This window comes from Micromonospora sp. CA-249363 (assembly GCF_050950185.1).
GTDB lineage: Bacteria > Actinomycetota > Actinomycetes > Mycobacteriales > Micromonosporaceae > Micromonospora.
In genome coordinates this window covers 5,514,573-5,530,984 of record NZ_CP192020.1, presented here as the reverse complement: position 1 = coordinate 5,530,984, position 16,412 = coordinate 5,514,573, and the positions used below count along the sequence as shown (strand labels likewise).

At 72.0% G+C, this 16,412-nt stretch carries 11 protein-coding genes and 1 pseudogene; 7 read left to right on the top strand and 5 right to left on the bottom strand.

Annotated elements, in window-relative coordinates; genetic code table 11:
* Positions 1-296: 296 nt before the first annotated feature.
* Positions 297-2,030, bottom strand: a complete 1,734-nt coding sequence (locus ACQPZK_RS24510; protein ID WP_433535226.1) for a beta-N-acetylhexosaminidase — start codon at positions 2,028-2,030, stop codon at positions 297-299.
* 260 nt (positions 2,031-2,290) lie between these two features.
* Here ACQPZK_RS24510 and ppdK point away from each other — a divergent pair, with 260 nt between their 5' ends.
* From ppdK to ACQPZK_RS24490, 4 genes are all read left to right on the top strand, one after another.
* A complete protein-coding gene (ppdK, locus tag ACQPZK_RS24505; protein ID WP_433535225.1) occupies positions 2,291-4,999 on the top strand; it encodes a pyruvate, phosphate dikinase in 2,709 nt (902 codons plus the stop codon).
* A 156-nt stretch (positions 5,000-5,155) separates the two neighbouring features.
* Positions 5,156-5,503, top strand: a complete 348-nt coding sequence (locus tag ACQPZK_RS24500; protein ID WP_433535224.1) for a VOC family protein — start codon at positions 5,156-5,158, stop codon at positions 5,501-5,503.
* Positions 5,500-6,735 carry a deoxyguanosinetriphosphate triphosphohydrolase gene (locus tag ACQPZK_RS24495; protein WP_433535223.1) on the top strand — a complete coding sequence of 412 codons (1,236 nt, stop codon included), beginning with the start codon at positions 5,500-5,502 and terminating at the stop codon, positions 6,733-6,735. Before ACQPZK_RS24500 ends, ACQPZK_RS24495 begins: the two co-directional genes overlap by 4 nt.
* Positions 6,736-6,749: 14 nt before the next feature.
* Positions 6,750-7,580, top strand: coding sequence for a siderophore-interacting protein (locus ACQPZK_RS24490; protein ID WP_433535222.1), 831 nt, complete (start codon positions 6,750-6,752; stop codon positions 7,578-7,580).
* Positions 7,581-7,592: 12 nt separating this feature from the next.
* On the opposite strand, the gene ACQPZK_RS24485 is transcribed toward ACQPZK_RS24490, so the two are convergent.
* On the bottom strand, positions 7,593-8,780 hold the full coding sequence (locus tag ACQPZK_RS24485; protein WP_433535221.1) for a low temperature requirement protein A: 1,188 nt from the start codon (positions 8,778-8,780) through the stop codon (positions 7,593-7,595).
* A 114-nt stretch (positions 8,781-8,894) separates the two neighbouring features.
* Between ACQPZK_RS24485 and dnaG the strand changes: the two are divergent.
* Positions 8,895-10,797: pseudogene (gene dnaG / locus ACQPZK_RS24480) on the top strand (DNA primase).
* Positions 10,798-11,334: a hypothetical protein gene (locus ACQPZK_RS24475; RefSeq protein ID WP_433535220.1), complete on the top strand. Its 537-nt coding sequence runs from the start codon at positions 10,798-10,800 to the stop codon at positions 11,332-11,334.
* Positions 11,335-11,343: 9 nt separating this feature from the next.
* On the opposite strand, the gene ACQPZK_RS24470 is transcribed toward ACQPZK_RS24475, so the two are convergent.
* Together ACQPZK_RS24470 and ACQPZK_RS24465 are read right to left on the bottom strand one after the other, a co-directional pair.
* On the bottom strand, positions 11,344-12,363 hold the full coding sequence (locus ACQPZK_RS24470) for a TAXI family TRAP transporter solute-binding subunit (protein ID WP_433535219.1): 1,020 nt from the start codon (positions 12,361-12,363) through the stop codon (positions 11,344-11,346).
* Positions 12,360-14,474, bottom strand: a complete 2,115-nt coding sequence (locus ACQPZK_RS24465) for a TRAP transporter permease (protein ID WP_433535218.1) — start codon at positions 14,472-14,474, stop codon at positions 12,360-12,362. Before ACQPZK_RS24465 ends, ACQPZK_RS24470 begins: the two co-directional genes overlap by 4 nt.
* Before the next feature lie 483 nt (positions 14,475-14,957).
* On the opposite strand from ACQPZK_RS24465, the gene ACQPZK_RS24460 reads away from it, so the two are divergent.
* Positions 14,958-15,890, top strand: a complete 933-nt coding sequence (locus ACQPZK_RS24460; protein WP_433535217.1) for an ABC transporter ATP-binding protein — start codon at positions 14,958-14,960, stop codon at positions 15,888-15,890.
* Positions 15,891-15,978: 88 nt separating this feature from the next.
* Here ACQPZK_RS24460 and ACQPZK_RS24455 read toward each other — a convergent pair whose 3' ends face one another.
* Entirely contained in the window at positions 15,979-16,212 is a 234-nt protein-coding gene (locus tag ACQPZK_RS24455) for a flavin reductase (RefSeq protein ID WP_433535216.1), read from the bottom strand.
* Between the last annotated feature and the right edge of the window lie 200 nt (positions 16,213-16,412).

Below are 16,412 nucleotides of genomic sequence, written 5' to 3'. Positions count from 1 at the left end.
ATCGCATCCGTGACGCCGTGCACGGGCCTCACCGGCGTGATCGTCACCAGAGCGCCGACCTGGGGGCATCCGCGCAGAGGGACGCCCCCACATCGCCGACCCGGAGTCGATCACCGGCGCCGATCCGGCGTCCCCTCGGGGCGATGTGCGGCATTCGCCGTCGGTCGGGGGCGTGATCGACTCGACGTCGGCGATGTCGGGGTGTCCGGGCGTGCGGGACACCCCGATATCGGGGATCCCGAGTCGATCATTCCCCGCTGGCGACCTCAGGGTGACCTGCGGGAGGTGCCGCGCCGTTACGGGGTCGTCGGGTCCGCCTGGAGTGCGCCGTGTTGGCCCGGGATGGTGGGTGTCGCCGGCCAGGGGATCTCGGGGCTGCGGTGGAAGGTGATCCCGGCGGTGGACCAGCGCGGGCCGTGTCCGGCCAGGCGGTCCCGGAAACCGGCCCAGTCGTGTGTCGCCCGGGGCGACCAGCCCAGCTCGGCGATGGCGGGGAGCCGGGGGAGCAGCAGGAACTCGATGTCGGCCAGCGAGGTGACCGATTCGGTCCACAGCGGGGCTTCCACGCCGAGGACGGCCGTGGTGGGCACGCCGGTGACGTGTGTGCCCGGATCCCAGTCGTACGCGCGGTGCACGTCGATGAGGCCGGCCCAGTCGTGCCCGATCGGGGTGTCCTCGGCGTACTTCATGTCCAGGTAGGCGCGGTTGCCGGGGGAGACGATCAGCCGGGCGCCCCGGCGGACGGCGTCGGCGGTGGTGGGGTCGTCGGTGTCCGTACCCCACCATTGCAGGACCCGCCCGTCGCTGTGCGCGGCCGGGGCGAGCTGGTGCCAGCCGACCACGGTCTTGCCGGTGTCGGCGACGAGTCGCTGTGCCCTCTCCACGAAACCGGTGTAGACCTCGCCCTTGACCTTGAACGCCTCGTCGCCGCCGATGTGCAGCCACGGTCCGGGCGTGAGGGCGGCGACCTCGCCGAGCACGTCGGCGATGAAGTCGTACGTCTGCTCGTCGGCCGGGTCGACGTAGCTGAAGCCGACCTCGGTGCCGGTGTACGGCGCGGGCGCGATCTTGTCCGGCGCGAGGCTCGGGTACGCGACGAGCGCCGCGTTGGTGTGGCCGGGCAGGTCGATCTCCGGGACGACGGTGACGTGCCGGTCGGTGGCGTACGAGACGATCCGCAGGTAGTCGGCCTTGGTGTAGTGCCCGCCGGGGCCGCCGCCGACCTCGGTCGCCCCGCCGACGGTGGCCAGCTTCGGCCAGGAGTCCACGGCGATGCGCCAGCCCTGGTCGTCGGTGAGGTGCAGGTGCAGGTGGTTGAGCTTGTAGCGGGCCAGATGGTCGATCACCCGCAGGACGTCCTCGACGGCGAAGAAGTGTCGCGCCACGTCGAGCATCGCGCCCCGGTACGGGAAGCGGGGGCGGTCCAGGATCGTGCCGCCGGGCAACGCCCAGCGGACGGCCACCGGGGTCGGGCTCTCCACGGCGGCCGGGAGCAGCTGCCGGAGCGTCTGGACGCCGTAGAAGAGACCGGTGGCGGTGTCGGCGACGACGCGTACCTCGGTGGCGGTCACGTCGAGCCGGTAGCCCTCCGCTCCGAGGTCGGCGCGCCCGGCGTCGGTGCCGGAGGGCGGCGGGGTCGTACCGGCCAGGGTGAGGGTCAGGGTGCCGCTCGGGTCGGCCGCGAGGGTGTCGGCGACGGGCAGCGGGAACCCGGTCGCCGGGCGGAGCAGTCGGGCCAGGTGGTCGGCGACCTGCTGGGCGTCCGCCTGGGCGGTGACCCGGATGGCGGTGTCGCCGTCGAGCACGAACGTCACCCCCGGGTCCGCCTCGACCCGTTCCGGCGCCGGCACGACGTCGTCGAGCCGTGCCGGCGGGGAGAGCAGGTCGTCACCGGCCGCCCGCGCGGCGAGCGCGGCCAGGTCGCCGGCGTCCGGCTGGTGCGCGGGCAGCGCGACGGGGTCGCCAGCGGTGCGCAGGTCGGCAGCGGCGTCCGGGTCGGGGGCGGGGGTGGGAAGCGGGAGGGTTGACACGACGACGGCTCCGGAAGGGGTTATTTCGCGTCGGATATGGCAAAAGCGAGCTTCAGCACAACCAGTGTCGTCAACAATACGAGGACCGGAGAAATTGCGTGATCGTGCTCGTGGAAGCGTTCCCAAAAACCGGTACGAACGCGGATAGTCGTGATGGCTGTGCCTATTGTCACCGAACGGTCCCAGCCCACCCGATCTTCGCTTAGCCTTTCGGCCTGAACCTTCGTTAAGTGTCAATCCGGCGCGCGTGGGAGGCTCTGGTGGCAGCGCAAGAGACCGACGATCACAAGTACGTCTACGACTTCTCCGAGGGCAACAAGGACCTCAAGGACCTGCTCGGGGGCAAGGGCGCCAACCTGGCCGAGATGACCAACCTCGGCCTGCCCGTACCGCCCGGCTTCACCATCACCACCGAGGCCTGCCAGGCGTACCTCGCGACCGGGCGGGAGCCGGACGGCCTCGCCGGTCAGATCGAGACGCACCTTCAGGCGCTTGAGCGCGAGATGGGCAAGCGCCTCGGCGACCCGCATGACCCGCTGCTGGTGTCCGTCCGTTCCGGCGCCAAGTTCTCCATGCCCGGCATGATGGAGACCGTCCTCAACGTCGGCCTCAACGACCAGAGCGTGGTGGGGCTCGCCGCCCAGGCGGGCCAGAACGACCGCTTCGCCTGGGACTCGTACCGCCGACTCATCCAGATGTTCGGCAAGACCGTCTGCGAGGTGCCGGGCGAGGAGTTCGAGCACGCCCTCGACGAGGTCAAGAGCGCCAAGGGTACGCACAACGACCTGGACCTGGACGCGGACGACCTGCGAGGGCTGGTCGACGCGTACAAGAAGATCTTCGCCAAGCACACCGGCCGCGAGTTCCCGCAGCAGCCGCGTGAGCAGCTCGACCTGGCCATCCGGGCCGTCTTCGAGTCGTGGAACGCCGAGCGCGCGGTGCTCTACCGCCGCCAGGAGCGCATCCCGGCCGACCTCGGCACCGCCGTCAACGTGGTGACCATGGTCTTCGGCAACCTGGGCCCGGACTCCGGCACCGGCGTCGCGTTCACCCGCGACCCGGGCAGCGGCGCGCAGGGCATCTACGGTGACTACCTGGCCAACGCCCAGGGCGAGGACGTGGTCGCCGGCATCCGCAACACCGTGCCGTTGCAGGAGTTGGAGCGGCTGGACAAGTCCTCCTACGACGAGCTGTTGTCGATCATGGCCCGGTTGGAGGAGCACTACCGGGACCTGTGCGACATCGAGTTCACCATCGAGCGCGGCAAGCTGTGGATGTTGCAGACCCGGGTGGGCAAGCGGACGGCCGCCGCCGCGTTCGTCATCGCCGGGCAGCTCGTCGACGAGGGCCTGATCGACGAGGACGAGGCGCTGCACCGGGTCAACGGCGCGCAGCTCGCCCAGCTCATGTTCCCGCGCTTCCAGCTCGACCACGAGTTCGAGGCGGTCGCCACGGGCATCGGCGCGTCGCCCGGCGCGGCGTCCGGCAAGGTGGTCTTCACCTCCGCGCGGGCCGTCGAGCTGGCCGCCGAGGGTGAGTCGGTGATCCTGGTCCGCCGGGAGACCAACCCGGACGACCTGAACGGCATGATCGCGGCGAAGGGCATCCTCACCTCGCGCGGCGGCAAGACCAGTCACGCCGCCGTGGTGGCCCGGGGGATGGGCAAGACCTGCGTGTCCGGCGCGGACGAGATCGACGTCAACGTGCCCGCGAAGCGGTTCACCGTGGCCGGGCAGACCGTCGACGAGGGCGACGTCGTCTCCATCGACGGCACTACCGGCAAGGTCTACCTGGGCGAGGTGCCGGTCATGCCGTCGGAGGTCGTGCAGTACTTCGAGGGCAGCATCGACGCCGAGCACGTCGACAACCCGTTGGTCCGGGCCGTACACCGGATCATGACGCACGCCGACGGGAAGCGGCGGCTGGCGGTCCGCACGAACGCCGACACCGGCGCGGACGCGGCCCGTGCCCGGCGCTTCGGCGCCGAGGGCATCGGCCTGTGCCGCACCGAGCACATGTTCCTCGGCGACCGGCGCGAGCTGGTGGAACGGCTGATCCTCGCCCGGGCCGCAGCTGAGCGCGACGAGGCGCTGGCGGCGCTGCTGCCGTTGCAGCGGGCCGACTTCGAGGAGATCTTCCGGGAGATGGACGGGCTGCCGGTCACCGTCCGGCTCATCGACCCGCCCCTGCACGAGTTCCTGCCGCCGCTGGAACAGCTCGCGGTCAACGTGGCGGTCGCCCAGGAACGCGGCGAGGACGTGGCCAAGGAGGAGGCGCTGCTGGCCGCCGTCCGGCGGATGCACGAGGAGAACCCGATGCTCGGGCTGCGGGGCGTACGTCTCGGCCTCGTCATCCCCGGCCTGTTCGCCATGCAGGTCCGGGCCATCGCCGAGGCGGCCGTCGCGGTCGTCCGCGCCGGCGGCGTCGCCCGCCCCGAGATCATGGTGCCGCTGGTCGGGGCCGTGCAGGAGCTGGAGACGGTACGCGCAGAGGCCGAGAGAATCATCGCCGAGGTGGTCGGGGACAGCGGCGTCGAGGTGCTGATCGGCACGATGATCGAGGTGCCCCGGGCGGCGCTGACCGCCGGCCAGATCGCCGAGGCCGCCGAGTTCTTCTCGTTCGGCACCAACGACCTGACGCAGATGGGCTGGGGCTTCTCCCGGGACGACGTCGAGGGCGCTTTCTTCTGGCGGTACCTGGAGCTGGGCATCTTCGGCATCTCGCCGTTCGAGTCGATCGACCGCGACGGCGTCGGCCGGCTGGTGCGGATCGCCGCCGAGGAGGGTCGGGCCGCACGCCCCGGGCTGAAGCTCGGCGTCTGCGGCGAGCACGGCGGCGACCCCGACTCGGTGCACTTCTTCCACGAGGTCGGCCTGGACTACGTGTCCTGCTCGCCGTTCCGGGTGCCGGTGGCACGCCTGGAGGCGGGCCGCGCGGCCGTGGAGACCGACGGTTCGGACAGTCGCTGACGCCGAGCGCCGCGGCGGCCCGGGACGACCGGGCCGCCGTCGGCGTTCGTCACTCGCCGAAGCGTCGGGGGCGCGTCGATCGGCCGTGACGGGCGTAACCTTGGCTCGCTCGCAAACGGCCGATTGCGTACGCCGTCGAACGGGAAGGGTGACTGAATGACAAGCGTCTGGGAGAGCCTCACCGTCGATGCGCGTGATCCGGCGCGGCTGGCCCGCTGGTGGGCCGAGGCGCTCGGCTATCAGATCATCTCCGAGAAGCCGAGCGGCGTGGAGATCCGCCAGTCGGCGGATCGTTCCCCCGCCATCTTCTTCGGCCCGGTCGCCGAGGGCAAGGTGCGCAAGAACCGGCTGCACCTGGACCTGCGCCCCGCCGACCAGGAGGCCGAGGTCGAGCGACTTGTCGACATGGGCGCCCGGCACGTCGACATCGGCCAGGGCGACGTGGGGTGGACGGTGCTGGCCGACCCGGAGGGCAACGAGTTCTGCGTGCTCCCTGAGAAGTGAGCGTTGATCCGGCCGACCGGCTGGTGGCGGAGCCGCCCAAGGACACCGGCCACCGCCGGTCGCCGTACGAGCGTGACCGCGCCCGGGTGCTGCACTCGGCCGCGTTCCGCCGGTTGGCCACCAAGACGCAGGTGCACACCGCCGGCACCGACGACTTCCTGCGTACGCGGCTGACGCACTCGTTGGAGGTGGCCCAGATCGCCCGGGAGATGGGCGCCCGGCTGGGCTGTGACCCGGACGTGGTCGACGTCGCCGGGCTCGCCCACGACCTGGGGCATCCGCCGTTCGGGCACAACGGCGAGGCCGCGCTGGACCTGCTCGCGACGCCCTGCGGTGGCTTCGAGGGCAACGCGCAGACGCTGCGGGTGCTGACCCGGCTGGAGGCGAAGGTGCTCGCCCCGGACGGGTCGTCCGCCGGGCTGAACCTGACCCGGGCGTCGCTCGACGCGATCGGCAAGTACCCGTGGCCGCGCCGCCCGGGGCAGCGCAAGTTCGGGGTGTACGCCGACGACACGGCGGTCTTCGAGTGGCTCCGGGCCGGTGCGCCGGGAGACCGGCGCTGCCTGGAGGCGCAGGTCATGGACTGGGCCGACGATGTCGCGTACTCGGTGCACGACGTGGAGGACGGCATCCACGGCGGGTACGTCACGCTGGGCCCGCTGCTCGCGGACGCCGACGAACGGGCCGCGCTCTGTGCCGACGTGGCGGCCACGTACTCGGGGGAGTCCCCGACCGATCTGGCCGAGGTGCTTGTCGCGTTGCTGGCCGACCCGCTGCTCGCCCCGCTCGCCGCCTACGACGGCAGCCACCGCTCCCAGGTGGCGTTGAAGGCCACCACGAGCGGCCTGACCGGCCGGTTCGTGTCGGCGGCGGTGGAGGCCACCGAGGAGCGGTACGGCCCCGGCCCGCATCGCCGGTACGCCGCCGACCTGGTGGTGCCGAGGCGGGTCCGGGCGCAGTGTGCGCTGCTCAAGGGCATCGCCCTGCGGTACGTGATGCGCCGCAGCGGGTTCCGGGGTCGCTACGAGCGGCAGCGGACGATGTTGGCCGAGCTGGTCGCCGCGCTGGTCCGGCGGGCGCCGGACGGGCTCGATCCGATCTTCGCTCCGCTGTGGCGGGCCGCGCCGGACGACGCCGCCCGGCTGCGCGTCGTGATCGACCAGGTCGCCTCGCTCACCGACCCGGCGGCGGCGAGCTGGCACACCCGTCTGGTGGACAGCTCGACAACTTAGGCTAACCTAACTGCATGACGGAACGCCCCAGGAACGTCACCTCGGTCCGGGTGCTGCGCACCGAACGACCCACCCCGCACCTGATCCGGCTCGTCCTCGGCGGGGACGAACTGGCCGGCCTGCCGGTGGGCGAGTTCACCGACCACTACATCAAGCTGGTCTTTCCGGCGCCCGGCGTCGCGTACCCGGAGCCCCTGGACCTCGCCGCGATCCGCCGGGACATGCCCCGCGAGCAGTGGCCCCGGCTGCGGGCGTACACCGTGCGCCGGTGGGACCCGCGCGCCGGCGAGCTGACCGTGGACGTGGTGCACCACGGCGACGAGGGGCTGGCCGGCCCGTGGGCCGCCGCGCTGCGCCCGGGTGACCCGGTGCACTTCGTCGGCCCGGGCGGGGCGTACGCGCCGAGCCCGGACGCGGACTGGCACCTCCTGGTCGGCGACGAGAGCGCCCTGCCGGCGATCGCCGCCGCGCTGGAGCGGCTGCCGGTGAACGCGCCGGCCCGGGTCTTCGTGGAGATCGCCGACCCGGTCGACGAGCAGCCGTTGCTCAGTCCGGGCGCGGTCGAGGTGACCTGGCTGCACCGGGGCCGACGCCCGGTGGGCGAGGCGCTGGTGAAGGCGGTGCGGGAGCTGGAGTTCCCACCCGGTTCGGTGCACGCCTTCGTCCACGGGGAGGCGACGTTCGTCCGGGAGCTGCGCCGGCTGCTGCGCGGCGAGCGAGGCGTACCCCTGGACCGGCTCTCCATCTCCGGCTACTGGCGACGCGGCATGGACGACGAGGGCTGGCGCTCGTCGAAGCAGGAGTGGAACCGGCAGGTCGCCGCCGAGGAGCCGGCTGCCGCCTGAGCGCCGGCCGGCTCAGTCCTCGGCCGTCGCGGTGAGTCGTCGGGTGAGCAGCACCGCGTACCCGACGACCGCCACCGAGAGCAGGGCCAGCATCAGCTTCGGCTCGTGCACCGCCGTCGTGATCAGGACGGCCGAGCCCACGCCGTAGCCGGCGATGCCCAGGCGGCCGATGCTCGGCCGGTTCCACACCCAGTGCAACGCCAGCCCGCAGAGCATCCAGACGGTGATCGAGGCGGCCAGGACGAGCCGCAGCTCCATCGGCAGCCGGACCACCTCGTCGTCGGCCAGCCGGACCATCTGCCCGAGCGCCCAGCCGAGCAGCAGCAGCGCGGCCCCCAGCGGAATGTGCAGGTAGGCGTACGTCTGGCCGCCGCGCAGCCGTCGCCGTGCCTCGCGGGTGGTGACGAAGGTGGTGTAGACCCACCAGACGGCGGCCGGCACCAGGAACGCCAGTCCGGCTGTCACGATCATGTGCGGCCGGGGATGGTCGGGCACCGCGAAGAGGAGGCTGGCCAGCGCGCTGCCCAGCACGATGATGGTGAACTGCCCGATCCGCTCGGGCAGATGCTGGTCGTCGACCGGAAACCGGTTGAGCCACCGCTTGCCGACCCACGGGGTGGACAGCTCGATGATCATGGCGACGATCCACAGCGTCGGACGCGCGGTGGCGGGAGTGGCCAGCGAGGCCAGCCAGATCAGCCAGCCCGACCCGAAGCCGCACAGGTAGATCGTGGTCACCGTACGGGCCTGCGAGCTGGTCGGGCGGGCCCGCAGGTACAGCAGGAGCAGCACACCCCGCACGATCAGGTAGCCCACCGGCAGGAGCACACTCTCCGGCACCTCGTCCACCCCGAGGGTCATCGTGCCCGCGCCGACCAGCGCGACCAGCACCAGAAGCCGGTGCGGTACGTCGTCCGGGTCGAAACGGGTGTCGTAGAACACCTGGCCCAACCAGGCCCACTGGACCACCACGAACAGCCCCAGCACGGCCAGCACGGCGCTTGTCGACGGAGTCGGATCGTCGCCCAGCCGGCGTACGACCGCCGCCAGCGCGTACACGAAGATGAGGTCGAGGAACAGCTCCAACCAGGTCGCGTGCCGTTCACCGGCGTCGTCGGTCGGCGGACCCTGCCCGCGCATCCGCAGTCGACCGGTCACCCATCGTGGTGGCCGGGGCCCGTTGGCGCGTACCCTGCGCATCTGGTCATGGTCCCCGCGCGGACCCGGCGGCCGGGTCGAAACGGGTGAGCCCGGCGGCGGCCCCCGCCACACCGGCGTCCCCCGGCCGGCGTGTCGTCGGTCGGGCAGGGCAGGATGTACGGCGAGGGGGTGGCGCATGGCTGGGCGGATCCGGGACGAGGACATCACGCTGGTCCGGGAGCGCACCTCGATCTCCGACGTCATCTCCGAGACGGTCACCCTGAAGTCCGCCGGTGGCGGCAACCTCAAGGGCCTGTGCCCGTTCCACGACGAGAAGAGCCCGTCGTTCAACGTCTCGCCGGCCCGCAACGTCTGGTACTGCTTCGGCTGCGGGGCCGGCGGCGACGCCATCAAGTTCCTGATGGACGCCGAGCACCTGAGCTTCGTCGAGTCGGTCGAGCGGCTGGCCGGGCGTGCCGGTATCCAGCTCCGCTACGTCGAGGACGACCGGGGCGCCGCGCGTCCACGCCCCCAGCAGGGTCAGCGCCAGCGACTGGTCGCCGCGCACGCCGCCGCCGTCGAGTTCTACCGGGCGCAGCTCAGCACCGCCGGGGCGCGACCGGCGCGCGAGTTCCTGGCCCGCCGGGGCTTCGACCGGGCCGCCGCCGAGCGCTACGGGTGCGGGTTCGCGCCGGAGGGCTGGGACCCGCTCACCAAGCACCTGCGCCAGCAGGGCTTCACCCACCAGGAACTGGTCACCGCCGGGCTGTCCCGGGAGTCCCGCTCGGGCACGCTGATCGACCGGTTCCGTCGCCGGCTGCTCTGGCCGATCCGCGACCTCTCGGGTGACGTGATCGGCTTCGGGGCGCGCAAGCTCTTCGACGACGACGACGGCCCGAAGTACCTGAACACCCCCGAGACGCCGATCTACAAGAAGTCGCACGTGCTCTACGGCATCGACCAGGCCAAGCGGGAGATCGCCAAGCAGGGCCGAGCGGTGATCGTCGAGGGCTACACCGACGTGATGGCCTGCCACCTGGCCGGGGTGACCACGGCGGTCGCGACCTGCGGCACCGCGTTCGGCGCGGACCACATCGGGGTGCTGCGCCGGCTCCTGCTGGACACCGATTCGGTGGCTGGCGAGATCATCTTCACCTTCGACGGGGACGCCGCCGGCCAGAAGGCGGCGCTGCGCGCGTTCGCCGACGACCAGCGCTTCGTCGGCCGAACGTTCATCGCGGTCAGCCCCGACAACATGGACCCGTGTGACCTGCGCCTGGCCAAGGGCGACCTGGCCGTTCGGGACCTGGTCGCCCGCCGCGAGCCGCTCGTCGACTTCGCGCTTCGGCACGAGATCAGCCGCTTCGACCTGGACACCGTCGACGGCCGGGTGGAGGCCATGCGCCGGGCCGCGCCGTTGGTCGCGCAGCTCAAAGACCGGGAAAAGCGCCCAGAGTACGTCCGCAAGCTCGCCATGGACCTCGGAATGGAGATCGAGCCCGTGCAGCGGGCCGTGCTCGCCGCCGCCAACACCCCGCCGTCCGGCGGCCGGGACGCCGCGCCCGCTCCCCGGCCCGCCCCGGCCCAGGCCGAGCCATCCGTGGACAGCCCACAGTCGATGGTCGAGCGCGAGGCGTTGAAGCTCGCCCTGCAACAGCCGGTGCTGGCCGGGCCGATGTTCGACGCCGTCGAGGCGACCGAGTACCGCCATCCGGTGCACGTGGCCGTCCGCGCGGCCGTGGCGGCGGCCGGCGGGGCCGCGTCGGCGACCGGCGGCGCGGTCTGGATCGAGAAGGTCCGCGACGCCTGCGAGGACCTGGCCGCCGCGGCGCTGGTCGGCGAGCTGGCCGTGGAGCCGCTGCGCATCGACGGTGAGCCCGACCCGCGCTACGTGTCGATCACCATGGCCCGGGTGCAGTTCGGCTCGGTGACGGCCCGCATCCGCGACCTCAAGTCGCGGATCCAGCGGATCAACCCGGTCAACAACAAGGACGAGTACTTCGCCGCCTTCGGGGAGCTGCTGTCGCTCGAACAGCACGCCCGGGCGCTGCGCGAGCAGGCCGCGGGAGGGCTCTAGATGGGACTGTTCAGCCGCAAGCCGAAGCTGCCGCCGGCCGACCGGCCGCCGTTGACGGCCGACGAGCGGTTGCTCGCCTGGGCGGCGGTGGGCAACGGCGAGGGCGACGGCGTGATCGTGGCCAGCAACCTCGGGCTGTGGCTGCCCGGTCGGGGGCACCGCATCGGCTGGCACGACCTGATCAAGGCGGTCTGGTCGGGTCGGGAGCTGACCGTCACGCCGGCCGAGACCGTCGTCGAGCGCGACGGCTACGTCGTCGTCGCCGACGGGCCGGCCGAGACGTACCTGCTCCTCGACCCCGGTGAGCTGCCCCACCAGGTGCGCGCGCGGGTGACCCGCTCCGTCGCGTACACCGAACACCACCCGGTGCCCGGCGGCGCGGCACGTGTCGCGGCCCGCCGCGCGGCCGGGGTCGACGGTCTGACCTGGACGGTCCGACTCGACCCCGGCACACCGGCGGACGACGAGGCGTTGCTCGCCGAGACCGACCGTCTGGTCACGGCGGCTCGTGCCGCGACCGCGCCGGCCGACCTCTGACCGCCCCGATCACCTCGCGCCGAGGTCGTTCAGCGCCTTCTCGGCGCCGCGGTGCAGCGGCACCGGCAGGGTCCGGCGGGCCCTCTCCAGCGAGATCCCCTTGGCCGCCGGGTTGGCCTGGGCCAGGACGTCGCGCTTGTCGAACACCGTGCGGGTGATCGCACAGGCGACGTTGGCATCCAGGTCCTCGCGGACCAGCAGCACGTTCGGCACGACGATGGTCGGAGTGTCGGTCGCCGTCCGGTACACGTCCCGACCGATCGTGCCGGCCTGGTAGCCGGGCCCCAGCGCGGTCAGCTTCGGCAGCAGCGATGAGATGTCGACGAACGTCACCGTGTCGCCGGCGGTGGTGAACAGGTCCGTCAGGCCGCCGGTGGGCAGGCCACCTGACCAGAAGAATCCGTCGATGCTGCCGTCCTTGACGCCGTCGACCGTCTTGGCGAGGTCGAGTCGCTGCGCCCGGACGTCCTTGGCCGGGTCGAGTCCGGAGGCCTCCAACAGCCGGTTCGCGATCACCTCGGTGCCGGACTTCGGGGAGCCCGTGGAGATCCGCTTGCCGCGCATGCCGGCGACCGAGGTGATCCCGGCGTCCTTGCGGACCACCACCTGCGTGTAGTTGTCGTAGAGGCGGGCCAACGCCTGCACCGGCTGCGGCGCGCTGAAGCTGCCCGTGCCCTCGTGCGCGTTGACCGCCGTGTCGAAGAGCGAGAACGCCACGTCGTACTGGCCGGCGACCAACTGCTCGACGTTCTGCACCGACGCGCCGGTCTCGGCGGCGGTGCCGGTGAGCTTGCCGCCGGTCGCCCCGGACAACTGCCCGGCCAGGGCGTTGCCGACCGCGTAGTAGACACCCGTCGAGTTGCCGGTGGCGATGCCCACGCGGGTCTCCCGGGTCACCTCGCAGGTGACCGCACTGGCCGTGTCGTCCTTGGCCGCGCCGCCCTTCTGGCCTCCGCAGCCGGTGACGCCCGCCAGGGCCAGGGCGAGCACGCCCAGACCCGCCGCGAGCCGTACGTCGGTTCGTCTCACAGTCTCTCCTCTGTTGATGATTGCGGTCGGCCCTCTGTTGGTGTTCGCGGTCGGCCGCTGGTTCCGCGTCGGACGAGCACTCCCGCTGCCGCGACGGCGGCCAGCGCCACGCCGACCGCGACCGGCACGGGTTCGAGCCAGAGCAGGGTGACCCCGCCGAGCGCGCCGAGCACCCGCTCCGGCGCGCCGGCCGGGCCCACGCCGGGCAGCCAACCACCGGCGGCGACGGCCAGCACCGCCACGCTGAGCGCCGTGACCACGGCGGCGAGGGCAACCTGTTGAACACCGCCGATACCGAGCAGGCCCAGCCCGGCCGGGGTGATGACGAACGCGATCGGAGTCAGGTACGCCGGCAGCGCGTACCGCAGGGTCTGCCACATCGTCGGCACCAGCCGGCCCCCGGTGACGGCGGCGGCAGCCACGGCGGCGAGCGCCGTCGGCGGGGACACCTCGGACAGCACGGCGAAGTAGAAGACGAACATCGCCGCGGCGGGCGCGGCCACGCCCAGGTCGAGCAGGGCCGGGCCGACGATCACCCATCCGATCACGAACGAGGCGGTGACCGGCACGGCCAGGCCCAGCAGGCTGAGCGCGACGGCCGCGAGCAGCGCCGTGAGCACCAGGACCAGCGTGGGATCGGTCGTGGCCGCCTTCGCTCCGCCGATCAGCAGTGCCGCCGCCTGCGGCCCGAGGCCGGTCTTCGTGGTGGTGGCCGTGATGATGCCGGCCGCGGCGCACACGGCGGTGACGGCGAGCACCCCGCGTACGCCGGTGACGAGGGCGGTCACCAGCCGAGCCGGGGTGAGTCGGTGCGTGCGGTCCAGCCACGACAGCGCGGCGGTGAGGACGATGGCGAAGACGACCGCCCTCGTCGCGGAGACGCCCACCGCGAGGAACACGACGATCGCGATCAGCGAGGCGAAGTGGTAGCCGAACCGGCCGAGCAGCCGCCACGGTGAGCCGACGTCGAGCACCACCGGGCGTACACCGGACCGGCGGGCGTCGATCTCCACGGAGAGCAGAATGCCCAGGTAGTAGAGCACCGTCGGCACCGTCGCCCAGCCCAGCACCTGAAGGTACGAGACGCCGAGATACTCGGCGATGATGAACGCCGCCGCCCCGAGTGTCGGCGGGGAGAGGATCGCGCCCACCCCGGCCGCGGCCAGCATGCCACCGGCCCGCTCCGGCGGATAGCCGGCCCGACGCAGCAACGGCCAGGTGACCGCGCCGATGCTCACCGTCGTCGCCGCGCCCGAGCCGGACACGGTGCCGAGCAGGAAACCGGAGGCCACCGCCGTCCGACCGGCCGCGGTACGGGAGTGCCGGAACGCGGCGGCCGACAGCTCGACGAAGAACCGTCCGGCCCCGGACAGCTCCAACACCGCGCCGTAGATGGTGAACAGCACGATGTACGAGGCGGCCACGTCCAGCGGGGTGCCGTAGAAACCGCTGTCGGAGTTGTAGAACGCGTCGACCAGTTGACGGAAGTCGAGCCCGGCGTGCGCGACCGCCCAGGACTGCGGCAGCAACCCGCCGTAGTAGCCGTACCCGAGGAACAGCAGGCAGACCGCCGGCAGGATCCAACCGGTCGTGCGCCGGCACGCCTCCAGCAGCAGAAGCAGCAGTACGGTGCCGAGCACCAGGTCGGCCGGCGCGAGCAGGCCCTGCCGGTCGAGGAACGCGTTGTAGCCGCCGCCACCCGTACCGATCGTGAACGGCAGGACGGGATAGAGGCAGGCCGCCACGGTGAGAGCGGCCAACAACCAGTCGGTGACGGTGGGCAGGGTGCTGGCGGTGCTGGGTCCTGTGCTGTCGGCGCGCCGGGTGCTGGCGGTGCTGGGTCCTGTGCTGTCGGCGGGCCGGGTGCCGGTGGTGTCTCCTGTACTGGCGCCGGCGGTGCTGTCGGTGCGTCGGTGCCGCCTGCGCGGGCGGGCCCAGCGCGGCAGGTCGGCCGGGTAGGCGAGAAAGACCAGCGGGAGCACACCGGCCAAGAAGATGATCAGGTAGTACTTGCTGCCCTGCGCGAGTGGGCGGAACACCTGCCAGAGAGCGAGCGCGCCGACCGCCAGCGCCACCGTGCCGAGCAGCAGAGCCGTCGGACCGGCCAACACTCGGCCGGGCTTCTCGTCCTCGAACTGGGCGGCGAGGTCACGCGTCGCCTGCTCGGCTGCTCCCGTCAGCCCGCCCGGTTCTGTGGTCTGGGCTGGCTCTGTGGTGTGGGCTGGTTCTGTGGTGTGGGCTGGCTCTGTGGTGTGGGCCGGCTCTGGGGTCTGGGCTGGTTCTGTGGTGTGGGCCGGGTCTGTGGCCTCGGCGGGTGGGCGTGGCCGGGGTGGCGCGTCGGTAGCGCTCGTGGCCGGTATGCCCGCGGCGTCCGTGGGTTCGCCGCTGGTGTTCGTCGCAGGCCCGTCGCCGGGAGAGTTGACTGGTCGGGCGGGTGACGGCGAGCCATCGGGCGAGCTGATCGGCGACACACGGGGACGATACCTGTCGATCGGCCGTCGGAGTGGGGCATTGATCGGCGTTTCGCTCCCGACGGGTCGGGCGCGCGCGTATTTGCGTGGAGGGGTGTCGGACCTGGCGGTTAGGGTCGGGCGGTGACTACCGGGCGACCACTGATTCAGGCTCGTGGGCTGGTGAAGCGGTTCGGTGACTTCACCGCCGTGGACGGCATCGACGTCGAGGTGCAGTCGGGTGAGGCGTTCGGTTTCCTCGGCCCGAACGGCGCGGGCAAGTCCTCCACCATGCGGATGGTCGGCTGCACCTCGCCGCCGAGCGACGGGGAGCTGCGCATCCTCGGCCTGGATCCGGTGGCCGACGGGCCGGCGATCCGCGCCCGCCTCGGGGTGTGCCCGCAGCTCGACAATCTCGACCCCGAGCTGACCGTCCGGGAAAACCTGACCGTCTACGCCCGCTACTTCGGCATCTCGCGCCGGGCGGCACGGGCGCGGGCCGACGAACTGCTCGACTTCGTCCAACTCAGCGAACGGGCCGACAGTAAGGTCGATCCGCTCTCCGGCGGGATGAAGCGCCGCCTGACCATCGCCCGCGCCCTGGTCAACGAGCCGGACATCGTGCTGCTCGACGAGCCGACCACCGGGCTCGACCCGCAGGCCCGGCACCTGGTGTGGGAGCGCCTGTTCCGGCTGAAGCAGCAGGGCGTCACGCTGGTGCTCACCACGCACTACATGGACGAGGCCGAGCAGCTCTGCGACCGGCTGGTGGTGATGGACGCCGGCCGGATCGTCGCCGAGGGCTCACCCCGGGCGCTGATTGAGCGATACTCCACCCGCGAGGTGGTCGAGCTGCGCTTCGCCGCCGAGTCGCAGGCGCCGTTCGCCGACAAGCTGAACGGTGTGGGGGAGCGGGTCGAGGTGCTGCCCGACCGCGTTCTGCTCTACGTGCCCGATGGCGACGCGGCGGTCGCCGAGGTCACCGCGCTGGGGTTGCAACCGGCGAACGTGCTGGTACGACGCAGCAGCCTGGAGGACGTCTTCCTGCACCTGACCGGCCGCACCCTCGTCGACTGAGGGGAAGCTCCGCAGATCTTGGACAGTTACCGTCATCAGTTGACGGAAAGTGTCCAAGATCTGTTCCAGATGTGCCCGTGAGCCTCCTTCATCGGGCCCTGGCCCAGGTGAGGAAGCGGTTGTTCAGGCTTTCGGGGTCAGTGCTGGGAAGATTTGCGGTGGCCTCGTCGAGCAGCGTGGCGAGGTAGATGAGTAGACCGGTCCGGTTCTCGCGGTACTCGCCGAGCAGCGCCAGCCGGGCCGGAGAGCAGGGCCACGCGGCGCCGCAGACCCGGCAGCGCCACGATGGGCGCGCCGCCACGTGCGGGCGGTAGCGGGGCATGAATGCCTCCCTTGGTCGTGAGCCGACGTGCTCGGGCAGGTCCTTTGCTCTGCTTCCACCGACGCAACACCCGAGGGCTCCCGGTGTTGCCTCCGGTGCAGCAGAGCAAAGGATGGGTGGGAGCGCCCCGGATCGGGGGTCGCGGGGCGCTCCCGGCCTGGTTCCGCCCGCCGTCCGATCCCGTGAGCGGTTCCGCTGCG

Coding starts and splice junctions, on each gene's coding strand:
- ACQPZK_RS24500 (WP_433535224.1), top strand. CDS start 5,156: ATGACAAGCGTCTGGGAGAGCCTCACCGTCGATGCGCGTGATCCGGCG.
- ACQPZK_RS24490 (WP_433535222.1), top strand. CDS start 6,750: ATGACGGAACGCCCCAGGAACGTCACCTCGGTCCGGGTGCTGCGCACC.
- ACQPZK_RS24485 (WP_433535221.1), bottom strand. CDS start 8,780: ATGCGCAGGGTACGCGCCAACGGGCCCCGGCCACCACGATGGGTGACC.
- ACQPZK_RS24475 (WP_433535220.1), top strand. CDS start 10,798: ATGGGACTGTTCAGCCGCAAGCCGAAGCTGCCGCCGGCCGACCGGCCG.
- ACQPZK_RS24455 (WP_433535216.1), bottom strand. CDS start 16,212: ATGCCCCGCTACCGCCCGCACGTGGCGGCGCGCCCATCGTGGCGCTGC.